Below are 16,615 nucleotides of genomic sequence, written 5' to 3' on the forward strand. Positions count from 1 at the left end.
AATCGCTCGACCAGGAACGGCTTGGCGGGATGGTACGGACGACGCTGGCGCAGCGGCTGCGCTCGCTCGAAATCTCGCCATTGTTGGGCAATGCGCTGAGCGCGGCGATCGCCGACAACCGCCATGTGCCTCTGCTCGACGGCATCATCAAATGGGCGGCCAAGGTGCTGTCGGCCAACGAGCCGGTGATCCGCGCGATGGTGCATGAGCGTGCCGGGTCGCTGATGCGCTGGACCGGGCTCGACGAGACCTTGGCCAACAAGATCATCGCCGGTCTCGACGGTATGATCCAGGACATGGCGTCCCAACCTGACCACCCGTTGCGCGCCAAGGCCGAGGAAGGCCTGGCGCAACTCGCGCATGACCTGCAATTCGACCCGGTGATGCGCGAGCGGGTCGAGGGATTCAAGGCCGAGATGCTCGACAATCCGGCGCTGTCGGACTGGTGGCAGGGCATCTGGGAGCAGATGCGCGGCGCCATGCTGAAGATCGCGCGCGATCCCGATGCGATGATGGCCGGACGGTTCGGCGAGGCACTCCACCAGCTCGGCACGACGTTGCAGGAGGATCCCGAGCTCGCCAGCACGATCAACCGTTTCGCGCGGCGCGCCGCGGTCGGCGCGGCGGCCGATTATGGTGACGCAATCGTCCGGCTGGTGTCGGAAACGGTGCGCGGATGGGACGCGCAAACGATCACGCGACGGCTGGAGAATGCGGTGGGGCGCGACCTGCAATATATCCGGATCAACGGCACTTTGGTCGGCGGGCTGGTCGGGCTCGTCATCCACGCTGTGGATGTGCTTCTTTAGGCGTCGGAACTCCCCTCTCGCCAAGCGAGAGCCGACTCTATCGCCAGCGCAGCACGTCCCAACCCTTCTCCCGGGCCAGCGCTAGCAACGGCGCGTGCGGATTGACCGCGAAGGCTTCGTCCGCCCAATCGAGCGTCGGGGCATCGGACACGTGATCCGAGTAGAAACGGACATGCGCGTCGGCGCGCGCGATCCCCTCCCGCGCCATCCACGCCTCGATCATCCTTAGCTTGGCGTCGCCATAGCAATTCTCGCCCGCGATGCGCGGCCGCAGACGGCCATGTTCGAGAGTCGACGGCGTGGCGATGACATCGGTGATGCCCAAGGCAGCGGCAATCGGACGGACGTAGAAATCATAGGAGGCGGTCGCCATCACCACGCGATAGCCGGCCGCACGGTCGGCCGCGATTTGCGCGCGCGCATCGTCCCACACTTTCCCAGTGACAATGTTGGCGGCGAAGCGCCCGGCGACGCGTTCGACCGCGGCGGTTGCGGCCCCCTGCCCCATCACCAACCGCTGGGTCATTTCCTTCAATCGCGCGCGATCGATGCGTTTGCCGAGATAGAGCGCGGCCGGCGCGGCGCTGGCCGCCAGCGCCGCGAGCCGCCACGGCCGCCGTCTGACCCAGGCGCGCAGGAACGGCATCCAGGTCGGCGATCGGGTGATCGTCTTGTCCATGTCGTAAATCGCGAGCCGTTGCATCGCCCCTGCCTTAGCGGGCATTTCGGCAAGCTCAAACGACCCGCCTGCCAGCCGCGCTGAAGGCTGCGGATACCCGAGCGAGGCTGGGCAACCTACCGCTTGCGATCGTCGCGCACCGCATAGGACAGGGTCGCGATGCCGTTGGCCGGAACCACGGTCGTCCAGAAAGAGGCGCCGTCCTTCCTCCCCAGCCGGCTGCTCGATCGCGCCATCTTCTCGTAATCGTAGAGATGGATCTTGGCCTCATAGGTTACCGGCCAGGGCTGGTCGTTGGTGACGGTCAACGCATAAGCGATGGTGCGGTCGTCGGGACGGCGGCGTGTACCCACCACCTGCGCCGATACGCTCTGCGGCCGGCCCATGCGGAATTCGACCAACTCATCTAGGGCCTTGTCGTCGATCGCGGATTCGCCGACCAGCAGCATCTGTCCGCCCACGTCGCTGAAAACCGCGGCCTTGCCCGCCGGCATCGCGGCACCGAGCCCGTTGGCGGCATTATTCTTGCCGCGGAGTAGCAATGCCGTCTGGGCGTTCTCGCGCATGATATCGCTGACATAGACCGGCGCGAGTTTGACGCCGGGCTTGTTCATCAGGCCGACCTGCTTCTGCGATTGCGAGGCGACGGTGACGCGGGTCGGGAAGCGATAGAGTTTGAGGTCGCCGAGCGCCTCGACCGTCGCCACTTTCGCGTCGGCCATAAACCCGGCCCGGCTTGCGGAGACTACGAGTTCCATCGGTTCGGGGGCCGGCGGTGGCGGCGGCGGCGGCGGCGCGGGCACCGATTGCAATTGATCGCTGACATTCTCGTTCTCGAGATCATATTCCGGCAATGGCCAGCATTGCAGCGGCAGGTAGCTGGCCGAGACGGAATTGCGCGGGCCGTAATTGCTGTTCGCGGTGCGATTGATCTTGCCCGCGACGACCTGGGTATCGGCGTCGACGAAGCTGGTGACGTCGGTCGACGCCAACGTGATCCATGCGAACAGATCGGCGCTTTGCCCGTCCTTGCGCATCGCGATGACGTAATCCGCCTGCCAGTCGAACCCGCCCGACAAATAGGACAAGGTCAGCGTCACCTGGCGTTCGGACTTGGCCGTCGTCCTCACGGCCAGCGTCGGCTTGGCCGACAAGCCTTCGGGCACGCCGTCATAGACGATCGTTTCGGGCAGCCCGGAACATCTGAGGTCGCCATAGGCGCCGCCGAACTGGAGCACAGCGGCTCCCGCCGACGACGACCGCAAGGTCGCCTGTAGCAAGTTCGCCTTGCCCGTCGCCGGATTGGTGCGGCGGACGAGGACGCGGCGGCCCAGCGCGCGGTCGAACAGCGATCGCGGCGACAACAGATTGGCGTCGAGATTCTTCTCCTCGACCCCACCGGGCAGTCCCGACACCAAGGCGCTTTCCGGCAAGATGTTGCCCGCGACGCCTTCGAACCGGATCACCGCCGGCCCGGCGGGGATGGTCACCGTGCGCGTCTCGGTGATCAGCGCGAAGCCCTGCGGATAGGACCGGTTGATCGCGCGTTGCGTGTCGCGATTGGGGTCGCGATAGAGTGTGACCGACACCTTGTCGGGACCGGCGGACGTGACGACCGTCTGCGCGCGCGCCGGCATGGCGCCGGCCAGCACGAGCAGCAACAGCAAGGCGGCGCGCATCGCGCAGATCCCGCCGTCAGTACCGGGTGTCGAACGCGACGGTCAGCACGGTCGACCCATTGGCCGGCACCGTCACATGCCATAGCCGCTCATCGAGCGACCGCTGCTCGCCCTTGATCGATTCGCTCGAGACGCGGGTGTCGTGCCAATAGCTGCGGTCGAGCCCGGCCTGGACCAGGTCGACGGTGACCGGCTCGGGCCGCGCGTTGGTGACCGTATAGCTCATCGTCGTGCGCCAATAAGTGACTTCATCTTCACGCTCGACCGTGGTCGGCTTTCCGCCGTCGATTGAGACGCGGAATTTCTCCGTCCGCTCCCATTCGCCGCTGTTGATCTTCTCGCGCTTGTCGACCGCCGGCTTGACCTTGACGTCGAACGCTTCGCCGGTGCGGATCGCCAGGGTCGATCCCATCGGCGTGTGGTCGATCCGGTTCTCGCCGATGAACTGCGGCTGGCCCTTGGCGTCTCGGATATAGACGCGGACTGTGCCTGCGGGCAGCGCGTCGCCGAGCCCGCCATCCTTCGAGCTCGAGAAGCTCAGCACCGTGGCCGCGCTGACCGGATCGCTCGACGATCCGTACCAATCGTTGCGATATTGATAGAGCTTCTTCGCCGGCACCCCGCCGACCGACAGAAAGCTCACCTGCTTCTGCTGATTGGGCGCGATAGTGATGCGGTGCCCGACCGGATAGAGGTAGAAATCGCCCAGCCGGGCACGCCCCGAACGCTCGGTACCCGGCAGGGTACCCGGCGCCATGCCGGCATTGCCGCCGCCTTGCCCCGGTGCCCCCGCAACCAGCACGGTATCGGCATTGGTGAACGCGACATTGTTTTCGTTGCGCAGCGTCACCCAACCCTGGACGTCGATCGTGCTCTTCGCTTCGTCGAACAAGGCGACATAATCGGCGTTCCAGCCGAGCCCGGTAGTCAAATAGCTGAGCGTCGCCGGCCGCGTGCCACCGCCCGAGGCATCGAGCGAGATCGACAGGGTCGGCCGCGCGCGCAGATTGGGCGGCAGCGAATCATAGACCACGCGCACTGGCAGCCCGTCGTCGCGCAGCACCTCGATAGCGCTGCCGATCTGGAGCACGACGCCGCCATTGGTCGCCAGCACCTTGGCCCGCTCGCGCGTCTCGGCGCCGGTCGCCGGGTTGGTGCGGACCAGCGTGATGGTCTGGCCGACCGCTTTCTGGATCAGCGCGCTCGGCGACAACAAATCATAGTCGAAATTCTGCTCGACGATCGACGCGCCGTCGACCGACAGCCGCACCGTCTCCGGCCGGATGCGGTCGGAGACGTCGGGAAATTCCTGGCGGTTGACGCCATTGGCTAGGGTCAGCCGCCGGGTATCCTGGATCAGTGCGAGGTCGTTATTGTAGATCGTGACCGAGACGTCGCCCTGCGCCGAGGGCTGCGGCGCGGTCTGCGCCAACGCGGCGCCCGGCGCCAGCAACAAGACCGAAACCGCCAGTGCGCGCATCTTCATCCCCTTGTCTTGTTTGGGGCGAAGCTAGCGTGTTGGCGGGCGAACGGAAGCTGAAAGATCGCGAAAGGTGCGATGTCGTATCATTTCGAAGCGATCGCGGAGATTGACGCAATCACGCAGCTGAGAGCCGTCACCGGGAGGGCGGAAAAAGCGGTGGCTGCTGTTCAATAGGAGCGTTTGATGATGTTTATACGGGTCGCAAGCGGAGGCTGGTCCGGGTCGTCAAAGACTTCAATTGTCAGCTCTATATCGCCCGCGCTGTCGGTGACCCACTTATAAGAATCGCTCACATCGAGAAGGACGACCTCGGTCTGAAGCGAAGTAGTCTCCCCGCAAGGCGCCGACGCGCGCCGAATTATTGACCTGGCATGATCTGCCCACGAGACTGCTGACATCATAGCCAACCACTCGTCGGCCAACTCGCTTGCGATGGCATCGGCCGTCTTCATACGAGCTATAGTAGCCAAGGCGCCAAGCTCCGCAATTGGGTCGATAGTTGCCTTCACGGACACCGCCCGCGGCACGTCCTCCCGAAAAACAAAACGCCCGGCGGAATGGATCCGGCCGGGCGTTTCATTCCGTCGTCCCAGCGAAAGCTGGGATTTCAGGCAATCGAGATATTGCACGAGACCCCAGCCTTCGCTGGGGTGACGGCAATCATTCGGCGGCGTCGGCGGCCGGTTCGGTCGCGGCAGCGCGCGGCGTGCGGCGGCGGCGTGGCTTGGGGGCGGGTTCTTCCTCGCCTTCGGTGCCGGCCGAAATGCCGAGCGACGGCGGCAGCAGCGAGGCGTCGAACGTCTCGCCTTCGGTCGCCTCGACCGCACGCGGCTCGCGGCGGGGGCGAAGACCACGGCGCGACGGGCGCTCGGGACGGTCCTCGACCGGCGCGGCAACTTCGGCCACCTCGACGCTGTTCACGTCGTCGGTGTCGTTCTCGGCATAGCCGTTCACGTTGCCGTTCGCGCCAGCATCGGCATTGGCATTGCCGTTATAGCGATTGCCACGATCCTCGCGCGGTTCGCGATTGCCGCGATCCTGACGACTGCCGCGGTCGTCGCGATTGCCACGATCGTCTCGATCCTGGTTGCGGCTCTCCCGGCGCGGTTCTGCCTGAATCTCGCGGCGTGGCTCCTGGCTCTCGCCCTCGGCGCCATCATCCTCGTAACCTTCATCCTCATCATCGAACGCGTCCTCGCGGCCGCGGCGCTGCTGAGCCTGGTTCGGATTCTGCTCCTCGAACCGGTTGCGATTCTCGGCGAGCACACGGAAATAGTGATCCGCGAACTGCAGATAATATTCGGTGTTGACGCGGTCGCCCTGACGTTGCGCCTCGGCGGCGAGCGTCTTGTACTTCTCGAAGAGCTGGTTCGCATTACCCCGCGCGCGGTTGTCGATGCGGTTCCCATTGTTGCCGTTGGGATTACCGCCGCCACCCTGGCGCTGGCCACCACGGCCGCGACGGCGGCCGGCCTGACGATTTATGTTCAAAGTCCTGTGGTCCTTGTGTTCAAAACAAACCCGGCCTTGCTCCAAGAGGATGCAAATCCCACGCACCGTCCGCGCCGAACCCGAAACTTGGGTGGAGGCGCGAAAGGCCTGTCATGGCCGCCGGACGAGCGGCCTAATGACGATGGATTGGGCAGGCCCGCGATTTCAACGACTTGTCGATTGAGATCGTCTGCCCCTTCGCGCTCAATAGCGGCTGCGGGGCGTTTGTCCAAGAAGAAATATGTAACCGAAGTATGTCATTTTCAAGGTGTGGCGATGACGCATCGGTCGCGCCCGGCAAGATCGCGGCGAACTTCGACCTTCAGGCCTTGCGCGGTCAGCAACGCGTACACCGCTTCGGCCTGCGTGGCGCCGATCTCGATCGCCGCCATGCCGCCCGGCGCGATCAGCCGCGGGAGCTGGGACGCGATGATGCGATAATCGTCTAGGCCGTCGGGGCCGGCGAACAACGCCGCGCCCGGCTCGTGCTCGCGCACCTCCGCCGGAAGCGATTCGTCGGCGGCGATATAGGGGGGATTGCAGAGGACGAGGTCGAATTGCCCTTCGGTGCCGGCTGCCCAGTCACCTAGCTTGAAGCGGGCACGATCCTCCATGCCCAAGTCATCGACGTTGATTTCGAAATAATCTTGGGCGCGATCGGACTCGTCGATACCCAGCCCCCGCGCCTCCGGCCATTCCGCGAGCGCAGCCAGCAACAACGTCCCGGGGCCCGTTCCCAAATCGAGGATCGTGGCGGGCGCTCGACCAGCGAAATGCTCGACGGCCGCCTCGATCAGCGTCTCGCTATCGGGGCGCGGGATGAGCACGCCGGGGCCGACCGACAGGCTGATCGTCCAAAAATCGCGCGTGCCGGTGATGTAGGCGACGGGTTCGTGCGCCAGGCGGCGCGCGAGCAGCGCGACGAAGGCGGCTGGCGCGGAATCGTCCAGGCGCCGCATCAGCAATTGCTCGCGGGTCGCGCCGAGCGCGTGCGCCATCAGCAGTTCGGCATCCAGACGAGGGGTGTCGGAGACGGCCGCGAGACGCTGAGTCGCTTCGGCGAGGGCTGCTCTAACGCCCCTCCCGCTCGCGGGAGGGGTTGGGTAAGAGCTTGTCACAGATCGCGAGGAGGGAACACGCCCTCCCCTAGCCCCTCCCGCAAGCGGGAGGGGAATTTACCCATCCAACGTCGCCAGCCGCTCAGCCTCGTCCTCGGCGATCAGCGCGCCGATCAACTCGTCCATATCGCCTTCGAGGATCTCGGGCAGGCGATGCAAGGTCAGGTTGATGCGGTGATCAGTCACGCGGCCTTGCGGAAAATTGTATGTCCGGATGCGCTCCGAACGGTCGCCGGTGCCGACCATCGCCTTGCGCGTCCCCGACCGCTCCGCCGCGAGCCGCTCGCGCTCGGCTTCATAGAGCCGCGTCCTGAGCACCTTGAGCGCCTTGGCCTTGTTCTTGTGCTGCGATTTCTCATCCTGCTGGATCACCACCAGCCCGGTCGGCAAGTGGGTGATGCGGACCGCACTGTCGGTGGTGTTGACCGACTGGCCGCCCGGGCCCGACGAGCGATAGACGTCGATCCGCAAGTCGCGCGCCTCGTCGATCTGGACGTCAACATCCTCGGCCTCGGGCAGCACCGCGACGGTCGCCGCCGAGGTGTGAATGCGCCCGCCGCTTTCGGTCACCGGCACGCGCTGGACCCGGTGGACGCCGCTTTCGAACTTCAACCGGGCGAACACGCCCTTGCCCTCGACCGAGGCGACGACTTCCTTGAACCCGCCCGCTTCCGAGGTTGACGCGGAGATCAGTTCGACTCGCCAGCCCTGCCCTTCGGCATAACGCTGGTACATGCGGAACAAGTCGCCGGCGAACAGCGACGCCTCGTCACCGCCGGTGCCAGCGCGGATTTCGAGCATCGCCGCACGCTCGTCGGCGGCGTCGCGCGGCAACAGCGAAAGGGCCAGCGCGCGTTCGGCCTGAGGCAATGTAGCGCGAATCTCCTCGATCTCCTCGCGCGCCATCGCCTTCAACTCGCCGTCGGCGGCATCGTCCTCGGCCATATGGCTCAGGGTCGAGAGTTCGGCGCGCAGCCGCCGCACTTCGCCTGCGGCTTTCGCCACCGGCTCGATCTCAGCATATTCCTTCGACACCTGGACGAAGCGCTCGCCCGACAAATCGCCGGTCGCCATCAACGCCGACAATTCATCGCGCCGCGCCTCGATCTGCGCGATCCGCTCGGGAGAGATCGAGGTCATTGCGATGGCGTGTCCGCAAAGAAGTCCGCAGGCGCAAAGAGCGTCCATCCTTCCATTGCGCCACGTCCGTGCCGAGCGAGGCCACCACGAATTTGATCGCCCACGGCATCGAGCTCAACTTCCTGCTGCGTGCCGTCGATCAAATCCTTCACCGACGCCACGCCCTTGGCAATTTCGTCATCGCCCAAGATCACGGCAAATGCCGCATCCATCGCATTGGCCTTGGCCAGCCGCCGCTTCATATTGCCTTTATACGCCATGTCGACGGCGAGACCGAAGCGGCGCAGGTCGGCCAACAAGGTCACCGCTTGAGCTTCGGCCGCCTCTCCCATCGGCACGATCACGGCGTCGATCCGTTCGGCTTTGGGTTCCGCGAGCAACATCGCCAGCCGCTCGACACCGGCCGCCCAACCAACGCCGGGCGTGGCAGGTCCACCCAATGACTCGATCAGCCCGTCATATCGCCCGCCCGCCAGCACCGTCCCCTGCGCGCCCAGCCGGTCAGTGACGAACTCGAACGCAGTGTGACGGTAATAATCGAGCCCGCGCACCAGCCGGCCGTTACGCGTCCACGCCACGCCTGCCGCGTCGAGACCCTTGGTCACCTTCTCGAAGAAAGTTCCCGCCTCGCTCGTCAGATAGGCGTCGATATCCGGCGCGGCGTCGGCGATCGCGCGATCGCGCGGGTCCTTGCTGTCGAGGATGCGCATCGGGTTCTTGTCGAGCCGGACCAGGCTGTCTTCGGACAGCTCGCCGCGATGCTGCTCGAAATGCGCGACCAATGCCGCGCGCCAGGCATCGCGCGTCTCGGCGTCGCCCAAGGTGTTGAGCTGCAGCGTCACGCCCTCGGCGATGCCGAGTTCGTGGAGCAACTGGTCGGCGAAGGCGAGCAGTTCGACATCCGCGGCGGGCTCGGCCGCGCCGATCACCTCGGCATCGATCTGGTGGAACTGGCGATAACGCCCCTTTTGCGGACGTTCGTAGCGGAACAGCGGGCCGGAGGTGACCAGCTTGAGCGGCGCATATTGCTGCCATCCCTGGGTCAGATACGCCCGGCACACGCCCGCGGTGAATTCGGGGCGCAGGGTCAGCGAATCCCCGCCGCGATCCTCGAACGTGTACATCTCCTTGGAGACGACGTCGGTAGTCTCGCCGATCGAGCGCGCGAAGACCTGGGTATCCTCGAACACCGGCAAGTCGACGCGCTGGAAAGCGTAAAGCCGGCGGACATGATCGAACGCCTCGAGTACGCGCGCAAAGCGCCGCTGTTCGTCGCCGAAAATGTCCTGGGTGCCTCTGATCGGCCGGGGTGTCTCGATACGCGCCATGTTGGCGGCGCTCTCTAGTAGAGGCGGGCGGCCTACGCTAGCGTTTCATAATGGCGAACATGCATCTCGGTCACCGGCTCGCGCCTCCCCGCTTCATCGCCTTCGTCGCGATCTTCGTGGTGGGGCTGTTCTTTACGATCCCGGCCCAAAGCTACGGACGGGGCGCGATGATCGCGTTCGATATCGCCGCGGCGGTCTTCCTTTTCTCGATCATGCCGCTGTTCATGCGCGGCACCGCCGAGCAGATGCGTGCGGCGGCGCAGCGCAACGACGCCAATCGCGCTTTCCTGCTGCTGCTCACCGTGGTGACGTCGATCATCATCATGGTCTCGGTCGTCACCGAAAAGCTCGAAAAGGCGACGCCCTTCACCATCGTGCTGGTGCTGGTCTCGCTGGTGCTCGCCTGGACCTTTTCGAACATGATCTATGCGCTGCATTATGCGCATCTCTACTATCTGCCGGCAGAGGATAATGAAGACAGCGCGGGGATCGAATTCCCCAATTGCGACGACCCGGATTATTGGGATTTCGTTTATTTCAGCTTCACCCTGGGCATGACGTTCCAGACGAGCGACGTCGACATCAAGAGCCGTCGCGTCCGCCGCGTCGTCACTGGCCATTGCCTCGCCGCCTTCGTGTTCAACCTCGGCGTCCTGGCCTTTACCATCAACTCGCTCGGCGCTTCGTGATTCCAGCGATTCCGTAGCGTTAGCTCTGGACGTCGGGTGTGTCGCCGTCCTACGTCACGCCATCACATAAAAAAGGGGTCGTCCTCCATGCTCCGTCGCGCCGCTCTTGCCGTCCTGCTCGCCTCCACCGTTGCCACCGTCGCCCTCGCCGAGAATTCGAAGCCGCAGCCGACGCCGGTCGAGAACACGATCCCCGTCGCGGTCGACAAGCCTTATCCAGGCACGCTGACGCTCGACGTCGATGCGACCGACACGGCGCGCGGCATCTATGTCATCAAGGAGAATATCCCGGTCTCGGGCAGCGGCGAGATGGTGCTGCTCTATCCGAAATGGGTGCCGGGCGGGCACACGCCGCGTAACGAAATCGACAAGGTAGTCGACCTGCACATCACCGCCGCCGGCAAGGCGGTCGCGTGGAAGCGCGACCCGGCCGAGGTCTATGCATTCCATCTCGACGTGCCCAAGGGCGCCAAGTCGATCGAGATCACGTTCAAATACGTCACCTCGACCAAAGGCGACCAGGGTCGGATGATGGTCACACGCAACCTGCTGAGCCTCGAGCCGATCGGCACCAGCTTCTATCCAGCGGGCTATTTCGTGCGGCAGATCCCGGTTCGCATGACGGTCAAATATCCCGAAGGGTGGACCGCGTCCTCGGCGCTCAACGCCAAGGTGGCGGGGTCGACCTACACGTACGAGCCGACCAATTACGAAATCCTGCTCGACAGCCCGATGCTGGCGGGCCGCTATTACAAGAAGTGGCCGCTGAGCGAACGCGTCAATCTCAACGTCTATGCCGACACCCAGAAGGAGCTCGATTCAGCGACCCCGGCGATGATCGACGCGCATAAGCGGCTGGTCGAACAGGCCGTCCGCACCTTCGGCGCGCAGCATTACGACCATTACGAATTCCTGCTGTCGATCTCGAACGAGCTCGGCGGGATCGGCCTGGAGCATCATCGCAGTTCCGAGGACGGCACGCGCATGGGCTATTTCAGCGAGTGGGATATGAACGCCGGCGCGCGCAACCTGTTGCCGCACGAATACACCCATAGCTGGGACGGCAAGTTCCGCCGCGGTGCGGATCTGTGGACGCCCGATTATCTCTATCCGATGCGCAACAGCCTGCTCTGGGTCTATGAGGGGCAGACCCAATTCTGGGGCTATGTGCTTCAGGCGCGGTCGGGCCTGGTGTCGAAACAGGATACGCTCGACGGCTATGCCGCGATCATGGCCAATCTCGACAATACGCCGGGCCGCAACTGGCGCCCGATGATCGACACGACCAACGACCCGATCATCTCCAACCGTCGGCCTAAGGGCTGGACCAGCAACCAGCGGTCGGAGGATTATTACAACGAAGGCCTGCTGATCTGGATGGAGGTAGATTCGATCCTTCGCCAGCAGTCGAAGGGCAGCAGGTCGATCGACGATTTCGCCCGCGCGTTCTTCGGCATCAATGACGGCGATTGGGGTGAAGTCACTTATACGTTCGACGATGTCGTCGCGACGCTCGACAAGATCCAGCCCTATGACTGGCGCGGCCTGTTGACCAAGCGGCTCTACGGCGTCGGCGAGCCCGCACCGCTCGGCGGGTTCGACCGCAACGGCTATAAGCTCGTCTATACCGACGTGCAGCCCGCGATCGGCAAGCAGGCCGAGCGCGCGCGCAAGGTCACCGACTTCTATTATTCGCTCGGCTTCCAGATCGGCAGCGACGCCAGCCTGGGTTCGGTGCGCTGGGGCAGCCCCGCCTTCGACGCCGGGCTGACCGTCGGCGACACGATCGTCAGCGTGAACGGCCTGGCTTATTCGGACGATCGCCTGAAGGCGGCGGTGACCGAGGCCAAGGGCGGCAAGGCGCCTATCGTCCTTTTGGTCAAGGCGGGCGAAGAAGTGCGCAGCGTGAGCATCGACTATCATGACGGGCTGCGCTATCCGCATCTGGTGAAGACCGGGACCGGGGAGAGCGGTCTCGACCTGCTGCTCCAGCCCCGCTGAGACGGGGCGGCGCGCCACGCCATAGAGGAATGACATGCGGATCGATTTGATACCGGTCGGGGACAACCCGCCCGAGAGCCTGAACGTCGTTATCGAAGTGCCGGTCGGCGGCGAGCCGGTAAAATACGAGTTCGACAAGAAGTCGGGCGCGCTGTTCGTCGACCGCATCCTGCATACGCCGATGCGCTATCCGGCAAATTACGGCTTCGTGCCGCATACCCTGTCGCCCGATGGCGATCCGCTCGACGCGCTGGTGATTGCGCGATCGCCGTTCGTCCCCGGCTGCGTCGTGCGCGCGCGGCCGATCGGCGTCCTCAATCTCGAGGACGAGCATGGCGGCGACGAGAAACTGATCTGCGTCCCGGTCGATTCGACCTTTCCCTATTATTCGGATGTCGGCGAGCGGGGGGATTTGCCCTCGATCGTGCTCGCGCAGATCGAGCATTTCTTCACCCACTATAAGGACCTCGAGGCCGAGAAGTGGGTGCGCGTCGGCAAATGGGGCGACGCGGCGGAAGCGCGCCAGATCGTGATCGAGGCGATCGCTCGCGCCAAGGAAACCGAAGCGGCGTGAGGCCACGGACCGCCTGGCGCCTGAGTGTGCTGGCGGGACTGATCGCCTTTGCCTGTTCCTTTGCGTTCGGCAATATCCCCGGGCTGGTCGCCTGCGGGACGTTCGCCGGGTCCGGACAGCTCGGGCCGATCCTGGCCTTCGAGCTGGCCCGGACACCGAGCGACGTCGCGGCGTTGTTCGGTTCCGGCGCGTGCCGAGCGACGCTAGTCGGCGCCCAGGACAAGGGCCTGTTGCTCGACGCGCTCGGCTTCATCCCTTCCTACACCGCGTTCCTGGTCCTGGCGGCGATCGCCGCCAGCCGCGGCAGGACGCAGCGCGCGATCGTCGCGATGCTGCTGATCGCCGGATTGAGCGACGAGATCGAGGGCATGTTGATGTGGCGGATCATGGGCGACCTGCCCGGGACGCCGGCACAGCTTCACGGCCTGTGGTGGGCCGTCCACGTCAAGTTCGGCCTTCTCGCGATCGGCACCATGCTGATCGGGCTGGAAATGATCCGCGCGTTCAAGCTGTGGCCAATGCTGTTCGGGCTGGTCATCGCGGTTGGCGGCGCGGCGGCGGTCTATGGGTTCTGGCTACTGCCCAACGCGATGATGATGGCTGGGTTCACATACGCCTGGTTCGCAATCCTCGTGACAGCGATCGTCGCGTCGTTTGCGGCGGGGGTGTTTGGGCGGAGGGCGCCGAGAGCGCTGCACTGAGCCTGCTGGCGACCCACTCTTCGCCGCGATATCCACTACTACGCCTGTGATTGCAGACGTTCGTTTATTCGGTAAGTTGTCCTCGGCCCTGACGCTGTCGGAGTGGGCGCACCGAGTTATCGATGCGTTTGGCGGGTTCGAGTCCCGCTCATGGGTCCGCTTGCGAACTATCTTTCGGACATTCGCAACACCGGCGTCAGTACGGTGGAGGTTCTAGACCGCGGATGGAGGGACGTTCGATGAACGGATATCAATTGATCGTGATGGCGTTCGCATCTGCGGTGATCGTAACGATCCTATGGGCGATCTGGGCCATAGTCAGATCGTCCGATCTGCGGCTCAAGCCGTTATGGATTGCGGGATCGCTGTTCGGATTTGTTGGTTTGGGCATCAACTGGACCAAACCTGACGATTTGGTCTTGCTGTTCGGAGTGATGGTGCCGGCGGTCACGGGTTTTACCGTCTTGATCACGGGCCAAACAATTATCAAAGCAGGACTTCCAATTGTAGCCGTCGCCGCCCTGATCAAAATCCACTTCACTGAAAAGTTGGACGATGGCCCCAGAAGTGGCTTGGAGTAACGACCACTTCCACTCAACAGCGCTACTTATCCTTTATTTGCGTGCCCGCCCCCGCGTCGCTGCCCGCGCCGTCCGCCGCGGCGGCGCCTTTTTCGGCGCGCGCCTTCCCGCCTCGAGCGCCAGCATTGCCCAGTGCCTGAGCTCGTCGGCGTCGTCATAGACGTCGTCGGGCGCGCGGCGGTAGTTCATGCTGCCGGTCTTGCCGCCCATATCGTAGGTGAAGCGCGCGCAGCCCGCATCGTCCCACACCGCGTCGCTTTCGGCGTCCGCCTTGAACCACAGCCCGCCGCCGCTCGCGACGATCGCGAAGATGGTGCCGTCGCAATAGAGCGTCGCCCCTCCCATCATCGCGCGTTTGGTGACGCGGCCGATCGGCTCCATCGCCTCGCTCACCCAGTCGATCAGGCCTTGGTCGGCCGCCATCAGCGCGCTCCCGTGATCTTCAGTCCGGCAATGCACGCGACGACACCAAGAATCAGCAGGAGTCGCGGCAAGCTCGCCGGCTCCTGATACCATGCAATGCCAACGATCACCGTGCCTAATGCGCCGATCCCGCCCCACACAGCATAGGCTGTCCCCATCGCGATCGACCGCGAGGCGTATTCGAGCAGTGCCATCGACAGCGTGACCGAGGCGAGAAAGCCCAGTGTCCACCACAGGTTGCGGAACCCATCGACGTGGCGGAGGCAGGTGGTGAATCCGACCTCGAAGCAGCCACCCAGGATCAGCCAGACCCAGGCCATCAGCCGCGGTCCGCGAGCTTGGCCAGCGCCTCGCCGGTGACGCGCCGGATGCGCCATTCGTCCAAGCTCTCTGCGCCCATGGCGGTATAGAAATCGATCGCCGGCGTGTTCCAGTCGAGCACCGCCCATTCGAAGCGTCCGCAACCGCGATCGAGTGCTATTCCCGCCAGATGCCGCAACAAGGCTGTGCCGACACCCGATCCGCGCGCCTCGGGCGTCACGTACAGGTCTTCGAGATAAAGGCCCTTGCGCCCCGTCCAGGTCGAGAAATTGTGAAAGAACAGGGCAAAGCCCATCGGCTTTCCCTCCTGTTCGGCGATCACGGCCTCGGCCGATCGCTCGCCGAACAAGGCATGCCTCAGGCCTTCCTCGGTGGCCTTTACCGCGTCAGGCTCGCGCTCGAACTCGGCGAGCTCACGGATGAAGCGCAGGATCAGCGCCGCATCCTGCGGCGTCGCGGGACGGATAGTAACGGTCAAAACGCAGCCTCCACATTCTCGATCGATTGCCGCCGCGCGGCGATCAGGCAACCGGCGATGATCAGCGCGGCGCCGGCGAGCGTATAGAGCGCGATCCGCTCGCTGAACACGACCCAGCCCCATAATGACGCCCAGATGAAAGCGGTATATTCGGTCGGCGCGAGATAGTTCGCCTCGCCGCGCGCATAGGCCCAGGCGAGCAGCAGCAGCGATGCCGTCGCCAGCACCGCCGCCCCAACGATTGCGGGCGCATGCCGCACATCGGGCACATGCGCCATGAACGGCGCGCCGGCGGCCAGGATGACGAGCACGATCACGCTCTGAAAGAAGGCGACTTCCCTCGGCCCGGCGACCAGGGCCTGCTGCCGCATCAGCACGATGTTATAGGCATAGCAGACCGCGGAGAGCAGCACGGCGACCGTCCCGCGGAATCGGTCCGGCGACGGGGCCGAGGCTGCCTGACCGAGCATGATCACGCCCACGCCGGCGAAGGCGACCAGCGAGGCAATGATCGCCCGGCGCGAGATATGCTCCTTGAGCAGGAACGCCGCGCCGAACAACGCCAGCAAGGGAGCGATGAAGGTGAGCGCGATCGCCTGCGCCATCGGCACGCGGGCGAGGCCCCAGAAAAAGGTGACCGCCATCACCGCCGACACCGATCCGCGTATCAGATGGACACGGATGGTCGCCCGCGACGGCCAGCCACGCCGCTGCGGCAAATAGATCAGCCCGGTCAGGATCGCGCCCGCCAGCGTCCGCCACAGCAAGGTGTCATAGGCGCCGATCTCGATCACCAGCACCTTCATCACCGCGTCCATCGACGAGAAGACGGCGATCCCGAGCACCGCGATGGAAAACACAAAGGCGGGGCTGCGCGGCATGCCTCGCGCGATAGCGGGATGCGATCGTTACGTCACCAGCCGCTTCCCTCATGAGGTGAGAAGGTGGGCTTGTGGAAAGGAGGAGCGACAGAAATCCTCCCCGGCACGGGGAGGAGGACCAAGGCGCGTAAGCGGCTTGGTGGAGGGGGCCCACGACCAACGAGCAACAGGCGAGGAGGATGGTGAGTGGAGGGCCCCCTCCTCGCCTCGCTTAGCGAGCGGTCCCCCCCCCCCCCCCC

At 64.7% G+C, this 16,615-nt stretch carries 18 protein-coding genes; 6 read left to right on the top strand and 12 right to left on the bottom strand.

Annotation, left to right across the window (positions count from 1 at the left end):
- On the top strand, positions 1 to 809 hold an 809-nt coding region (locus SAS01S_RS18755), incomplete at its 5' end, for a DUF445 domain-containing protein (protein ID WP_066812403.1).
- Between the two features lie 37 nt (positions 810 to 846).
- Here the strand turns inward: SAS01S_RS18755 and SAS01S_RS18760 are convergent.
- From SAS01S_RS18760 to hisS, 8 genes are all read right to left on the bottom strand, one after another.
- Positions 847 to 1,512, bottom strand: a complete 666-nt coding sequence (locus SAS01S_RS18760) for an HAD family hydrolase (RefSeq protein ID WP_066812404.1) — start codon at positions 1,510 to 1,512, stop codon at positions 847 to 849.
- Positions 1,513 to 1,604: 92 nt separating this feature from the next.
- The gene (locus SAS01S_RS18765; RefSeq protein WP_066812405.1) at positions 1,605 to 3,167 is read right to left on the bottom strand and encodes a DUF4139 domain-containing protein; all 1,563 of its coding nucleotides are present in this window, start codon (positions 3,165 to 3,167) and stop codon (positions 1,605 to 1,607) included.
- Between the two features lie 16 nt (positions 3,168 to 3,183).
- Positions 3,184 to 4,653, bottom strand: a complete 1,470-nt coding sequence (locus SAS01S_RS18770; protein ID WP_066812406.1) for a DUF4139 domain-containing protein — start codon at positions 4,651 to 4,653, stop codon at positions 3,184 to 3,186.
- Between the two features lie 164 nt (positions 4,654 to 4,817).
- On the bottom strand, positions 4,818 to 5,279 hold the full coding sequence (locus SAS01S_RS22665; protein ID WP_157082906.1) for a hypothetical protein: 462 nt from the start codon (positions 5,277 to 5,279) through the stop codon (positions 4,818 to 4,820).
- Between the two features lie 31 nt (positions 5,280 to 5,310).
- On the bottom strand, positions 5,311 to 6,141 hold the full coding sequence (locus SAS01S_RS18780; protein ID WP_066812408.1) for a DUF4167 domain-containing protein: 831 nt from the start codon (positions 6,139 to 6,141) through the stop codon (positions 5,311 to 5,313).
- Positions 6,142 to 6,404: 263 nt separating this feature from the next.
- Positions 6,405 to 7,259 (bottom strand): peptide chain release factor N(5)-glutamine methyltransferase, encoded by an 855-nt coding sequence (prmC, locus tag SAS01S_RS18785; protein WP_066812409.1) that lies wholly within the window; start codon positions 7,257 to 7,259, stop codon positions 6,405 to 6,407.
- Between the two features lie 57 nt (positions 7,260 to 7,316).
- Complete coding sequence (gene prfA / locus SAS01S_RS18790; RefSeq protein ID WP_066812410.1) at positions 7,317 to 8,399, bottom strand: peptide chain release factor 1; 1,083 nt, start codon at positions 8,397 to 8,399, stop codon at positions 7,317 to 7,319.
- Positions 8,396 to 9,727 (bottom strand): histidine--tRNA ligase, encoded by a 1,332-nt coding sequence (gene hisS, locus SAS01S_RS18795; protein WP_084239211.1) that lies wholly within the window; start codon positions 9,725 to 9,727, stop codon positions 8,396 to 8,398. Before hisS ends, prfA begins: the two co-directional genes overlap by 4 nt.
- Positions 9,728 to 9,777: 50 nt before the next feature.
- Between hisS and SAS01S_RS18800 the strand changes: the two genes are divergently transcribed.
- The 5 genes from SAS01S_RS18800 to SAS01S_RS18820 all read left to right on the top strand — a co-directional run bounded on the left by SAS01S_RS18800 (position 9,778) and on the right by SAS01S_RS18820 (position 14,273).
- A complete protein-coding gene (locus SAS01S_RS18800) occupies positions 9,778 to 10,416 on the top strand; it encodes a DUF1345 domain-containing protein (RefSeq protein WP_066812411.1) in 639 nt (212 codons plus the stop codon).
- An 87-nt stretch (positions 10,417 to 10,503) separates the two neighbouring features.
- Positions 10,504 to 12,417, top strand: coding sequence for a M61 family metallopeptidase (locus tag SAS01S_RS18805; protein WP_066812412.1), 1,914 nt, complete (start codon positions 10,504 to 10,506; stop codon positions 12,415 to 12,417).
- A 34-nt stretch (positions 12,418 to 12,451) separates the two neighbouring features.
- Positions 12,452 to 12,991, top strand: coding sequence for an inorganic diphosphatase (gene ppa / locus SAS01S_RS18810; RefSeq protein WP_066812413.1), 540 nt, complete (start codon positions 12,452 to 12,454; stop codon positions 12,989 to 12,991).
- Positions 12,988 to 13,692, top strand: coding sequence for a hypothetical protein (locus SAS01S_RS18815; RefSeq protein ID WP_066812414.1), 705 nt, complete (start codon positions 12,988 to 12,990; stop codon positions 13,690 to 13,692). The genes ppa and SAS01S_RS18815 overlap by 4 nt, the downstream gene beginning before the upstream one ends.
- Positions 13,693 to 13,931: 239 nt before the next feature.
- Entirely contained in the window at positions 13,932 to 14,273 is a 342-nt protein-coding gene (locus SAS01S_RS18820) for a hypothetical protein (RefSeq protein ID WP_066812419.1), read from the top strand.
- A 33-nt stretch (positions 14,274 to 14,306) separates the two neighbouring features.
- Here the strand turns inward: SAS01S_RS18820 and SAS01S_RS18825 are convergent, their stop codons facing one another.
- The 4 genes from SAS01S_RS18825 to SAS01S_RS18840 are packed head-to-tail and all read right to left on the bottom strand — an operon-like array spanning position 14,307 to position 16,376.
- On the bottom strand, positions 14,307 to 14,696 hold the full coding sequence (locus tag SAS01S_RS18825) for a TfoX/Sxy family protein (RefSeq protein WP_066812415.1): 390 nt from the start codon (positions 14,694 to 14,696) through the stop codon (positions 14,307 to 14,309).
- Positions 14,696 to 15,016 (bottom strand): DMT family transporter, encoded by a 321-nt coding sequence (locus SAS01S_RS18830; protein WP_066812416.1) that lies wholly within the window; start codon positions 15,014 to 15,016, stop codon positions 14,696 to 14,698. Before SAS01S_RS18830 ends, SAS01S_RS18825 begins: the two co-directional genes overlap by 1 nt.
- The gene (locus SAS01S_RS18835) at positions 15,016 to 15,495 is read right to left on the bottom strand and encodes a GNAT family N-acetyltransferase (protein ID WP_066812417.1); all 480 of its coding nucleotides are present in this window, start codon (positions 15,493 to 15,495) and stop codon (positions 15,016 to 15,018) included. Before SAS01S_RS18835 ends, SAS01S_RS18830 begins: the two co-directional genes overlap by 1 nt.
- A complete protein-coding gene (locus tag SAS01S_RS18840) occupies positions 15,492 to 16,376 on the bottom strand; it encodes a DMT family transporter (RefSeq protein ID WP_066812418.1) in 885 nt (294 codons plus the stop codon). Before SAS01S_RS18840 ends, SAS01S_RS18835 begins: the two co-directional genes overlap by 4 nt.
- Between the last annotated feature and the right edge of the window lie 239 nt (positions 16,377 to 16,615).

Origin of the sequence: Sphingomonas asaccharolytica NBRC 15499 (genome assembly GCF_001598355.1) — a bacterium.
GTDB lineage: Bacteria > Pseudomonadota > Alphaproteobacteria > Sphingomonadales > Sphingomonadaceae > Sphingomonas > Sphingomonas asaccharolytica.

Excerpts from the sequence above, each read along its gene's own strand:
- SAS01S_RS18770 (WP_066812406.1), bottom strand. The coding sequence starts at position 4,653 with ATGAAGATGCGCGCACTGGCGGTTTCGGTCTTGTTGCTGGCGCCGGGC.
- hisS (WP_084239211.1), bottom strand. The coding sequence starts at position 9,727 with ATGGCGCGTATCGAGACACCCCGGCCGATCAGAGGCACCCAGGACATT.
- SAS01S_RS18830 (WP_066812416.1), bottom strand. The coding sequence starts at position 15,016 with ATGGCCTGGGTCTGGCTGATCCTGGGTGGCTGCTTCGAGGTCGGATTC.
- ppa (WP_066812413.1), top strand. The coding sequence starts at position 12,452 with ATGCGGATCGATTTGATACCGGTCGGGGACAACCCGCCCGAGAGCCTG.
- SAS01S_RS18800 (WP_066812411.1), top strand. The coding sequence starts at position 9,778 with ATGGCGAACATGCATCTCGGTCACCGGCTCGCGCCTCCCCGCTTCATC.
- SAS01S_RS18805 (WP_066812412.1), top strand. The coding sequence starts at position 10,504 with ATGCTCCGTCGCGCCGCTCTTGCCGTCCTGCTCGCCTCCACCGTTGCC.
- SAS01S_RS18760 (WP_066812404.1), bottom strand. The coding sequence starts at position 1,512 with ATGCAACGGCTCGCGATTTACGACATGGACAAGACGATCACCCGATCG.
- prfA (WP_066812410.1), bottom strand. The coding sequence starts at position 8,399 with ATGACCTCGATCTCTCCCGAGCGGATCGCGCAGATCGAGGCGCGGCGC.
- SAS01S_RS18840 (WP_066812418.1), bottom strand. The coding sequence starts at position 16,376 with ATGCCGCGCAGCCCCGCCTTTGTGTTTTCCATCGCGGTGCTCGGGATC.
- SAS01S_RS18825 (WP_066812415.1), bottom strand. The coding sequence starts at position 14,696 with ATGGCGGCCGACCAAGGCCTGATCGACTGGGTGAGCGAGGCGATGGAG.
- SAS01S_RS18820 (WP_066812419.1), top strand. The coding sequence starts at position 13,932 with ATGAACGGATATCAATTGATCGTGATGGCGTTCGCATCTGCGGTGATC.
- SAS01S_RS18765 (WP_066812405.1), bottom strand. The coding sequence starts at position 3,167 with ATGCGCGCCGCCTTGCTGTTGCTGCTCGTGCTGGCCGGCGCCATGCCG.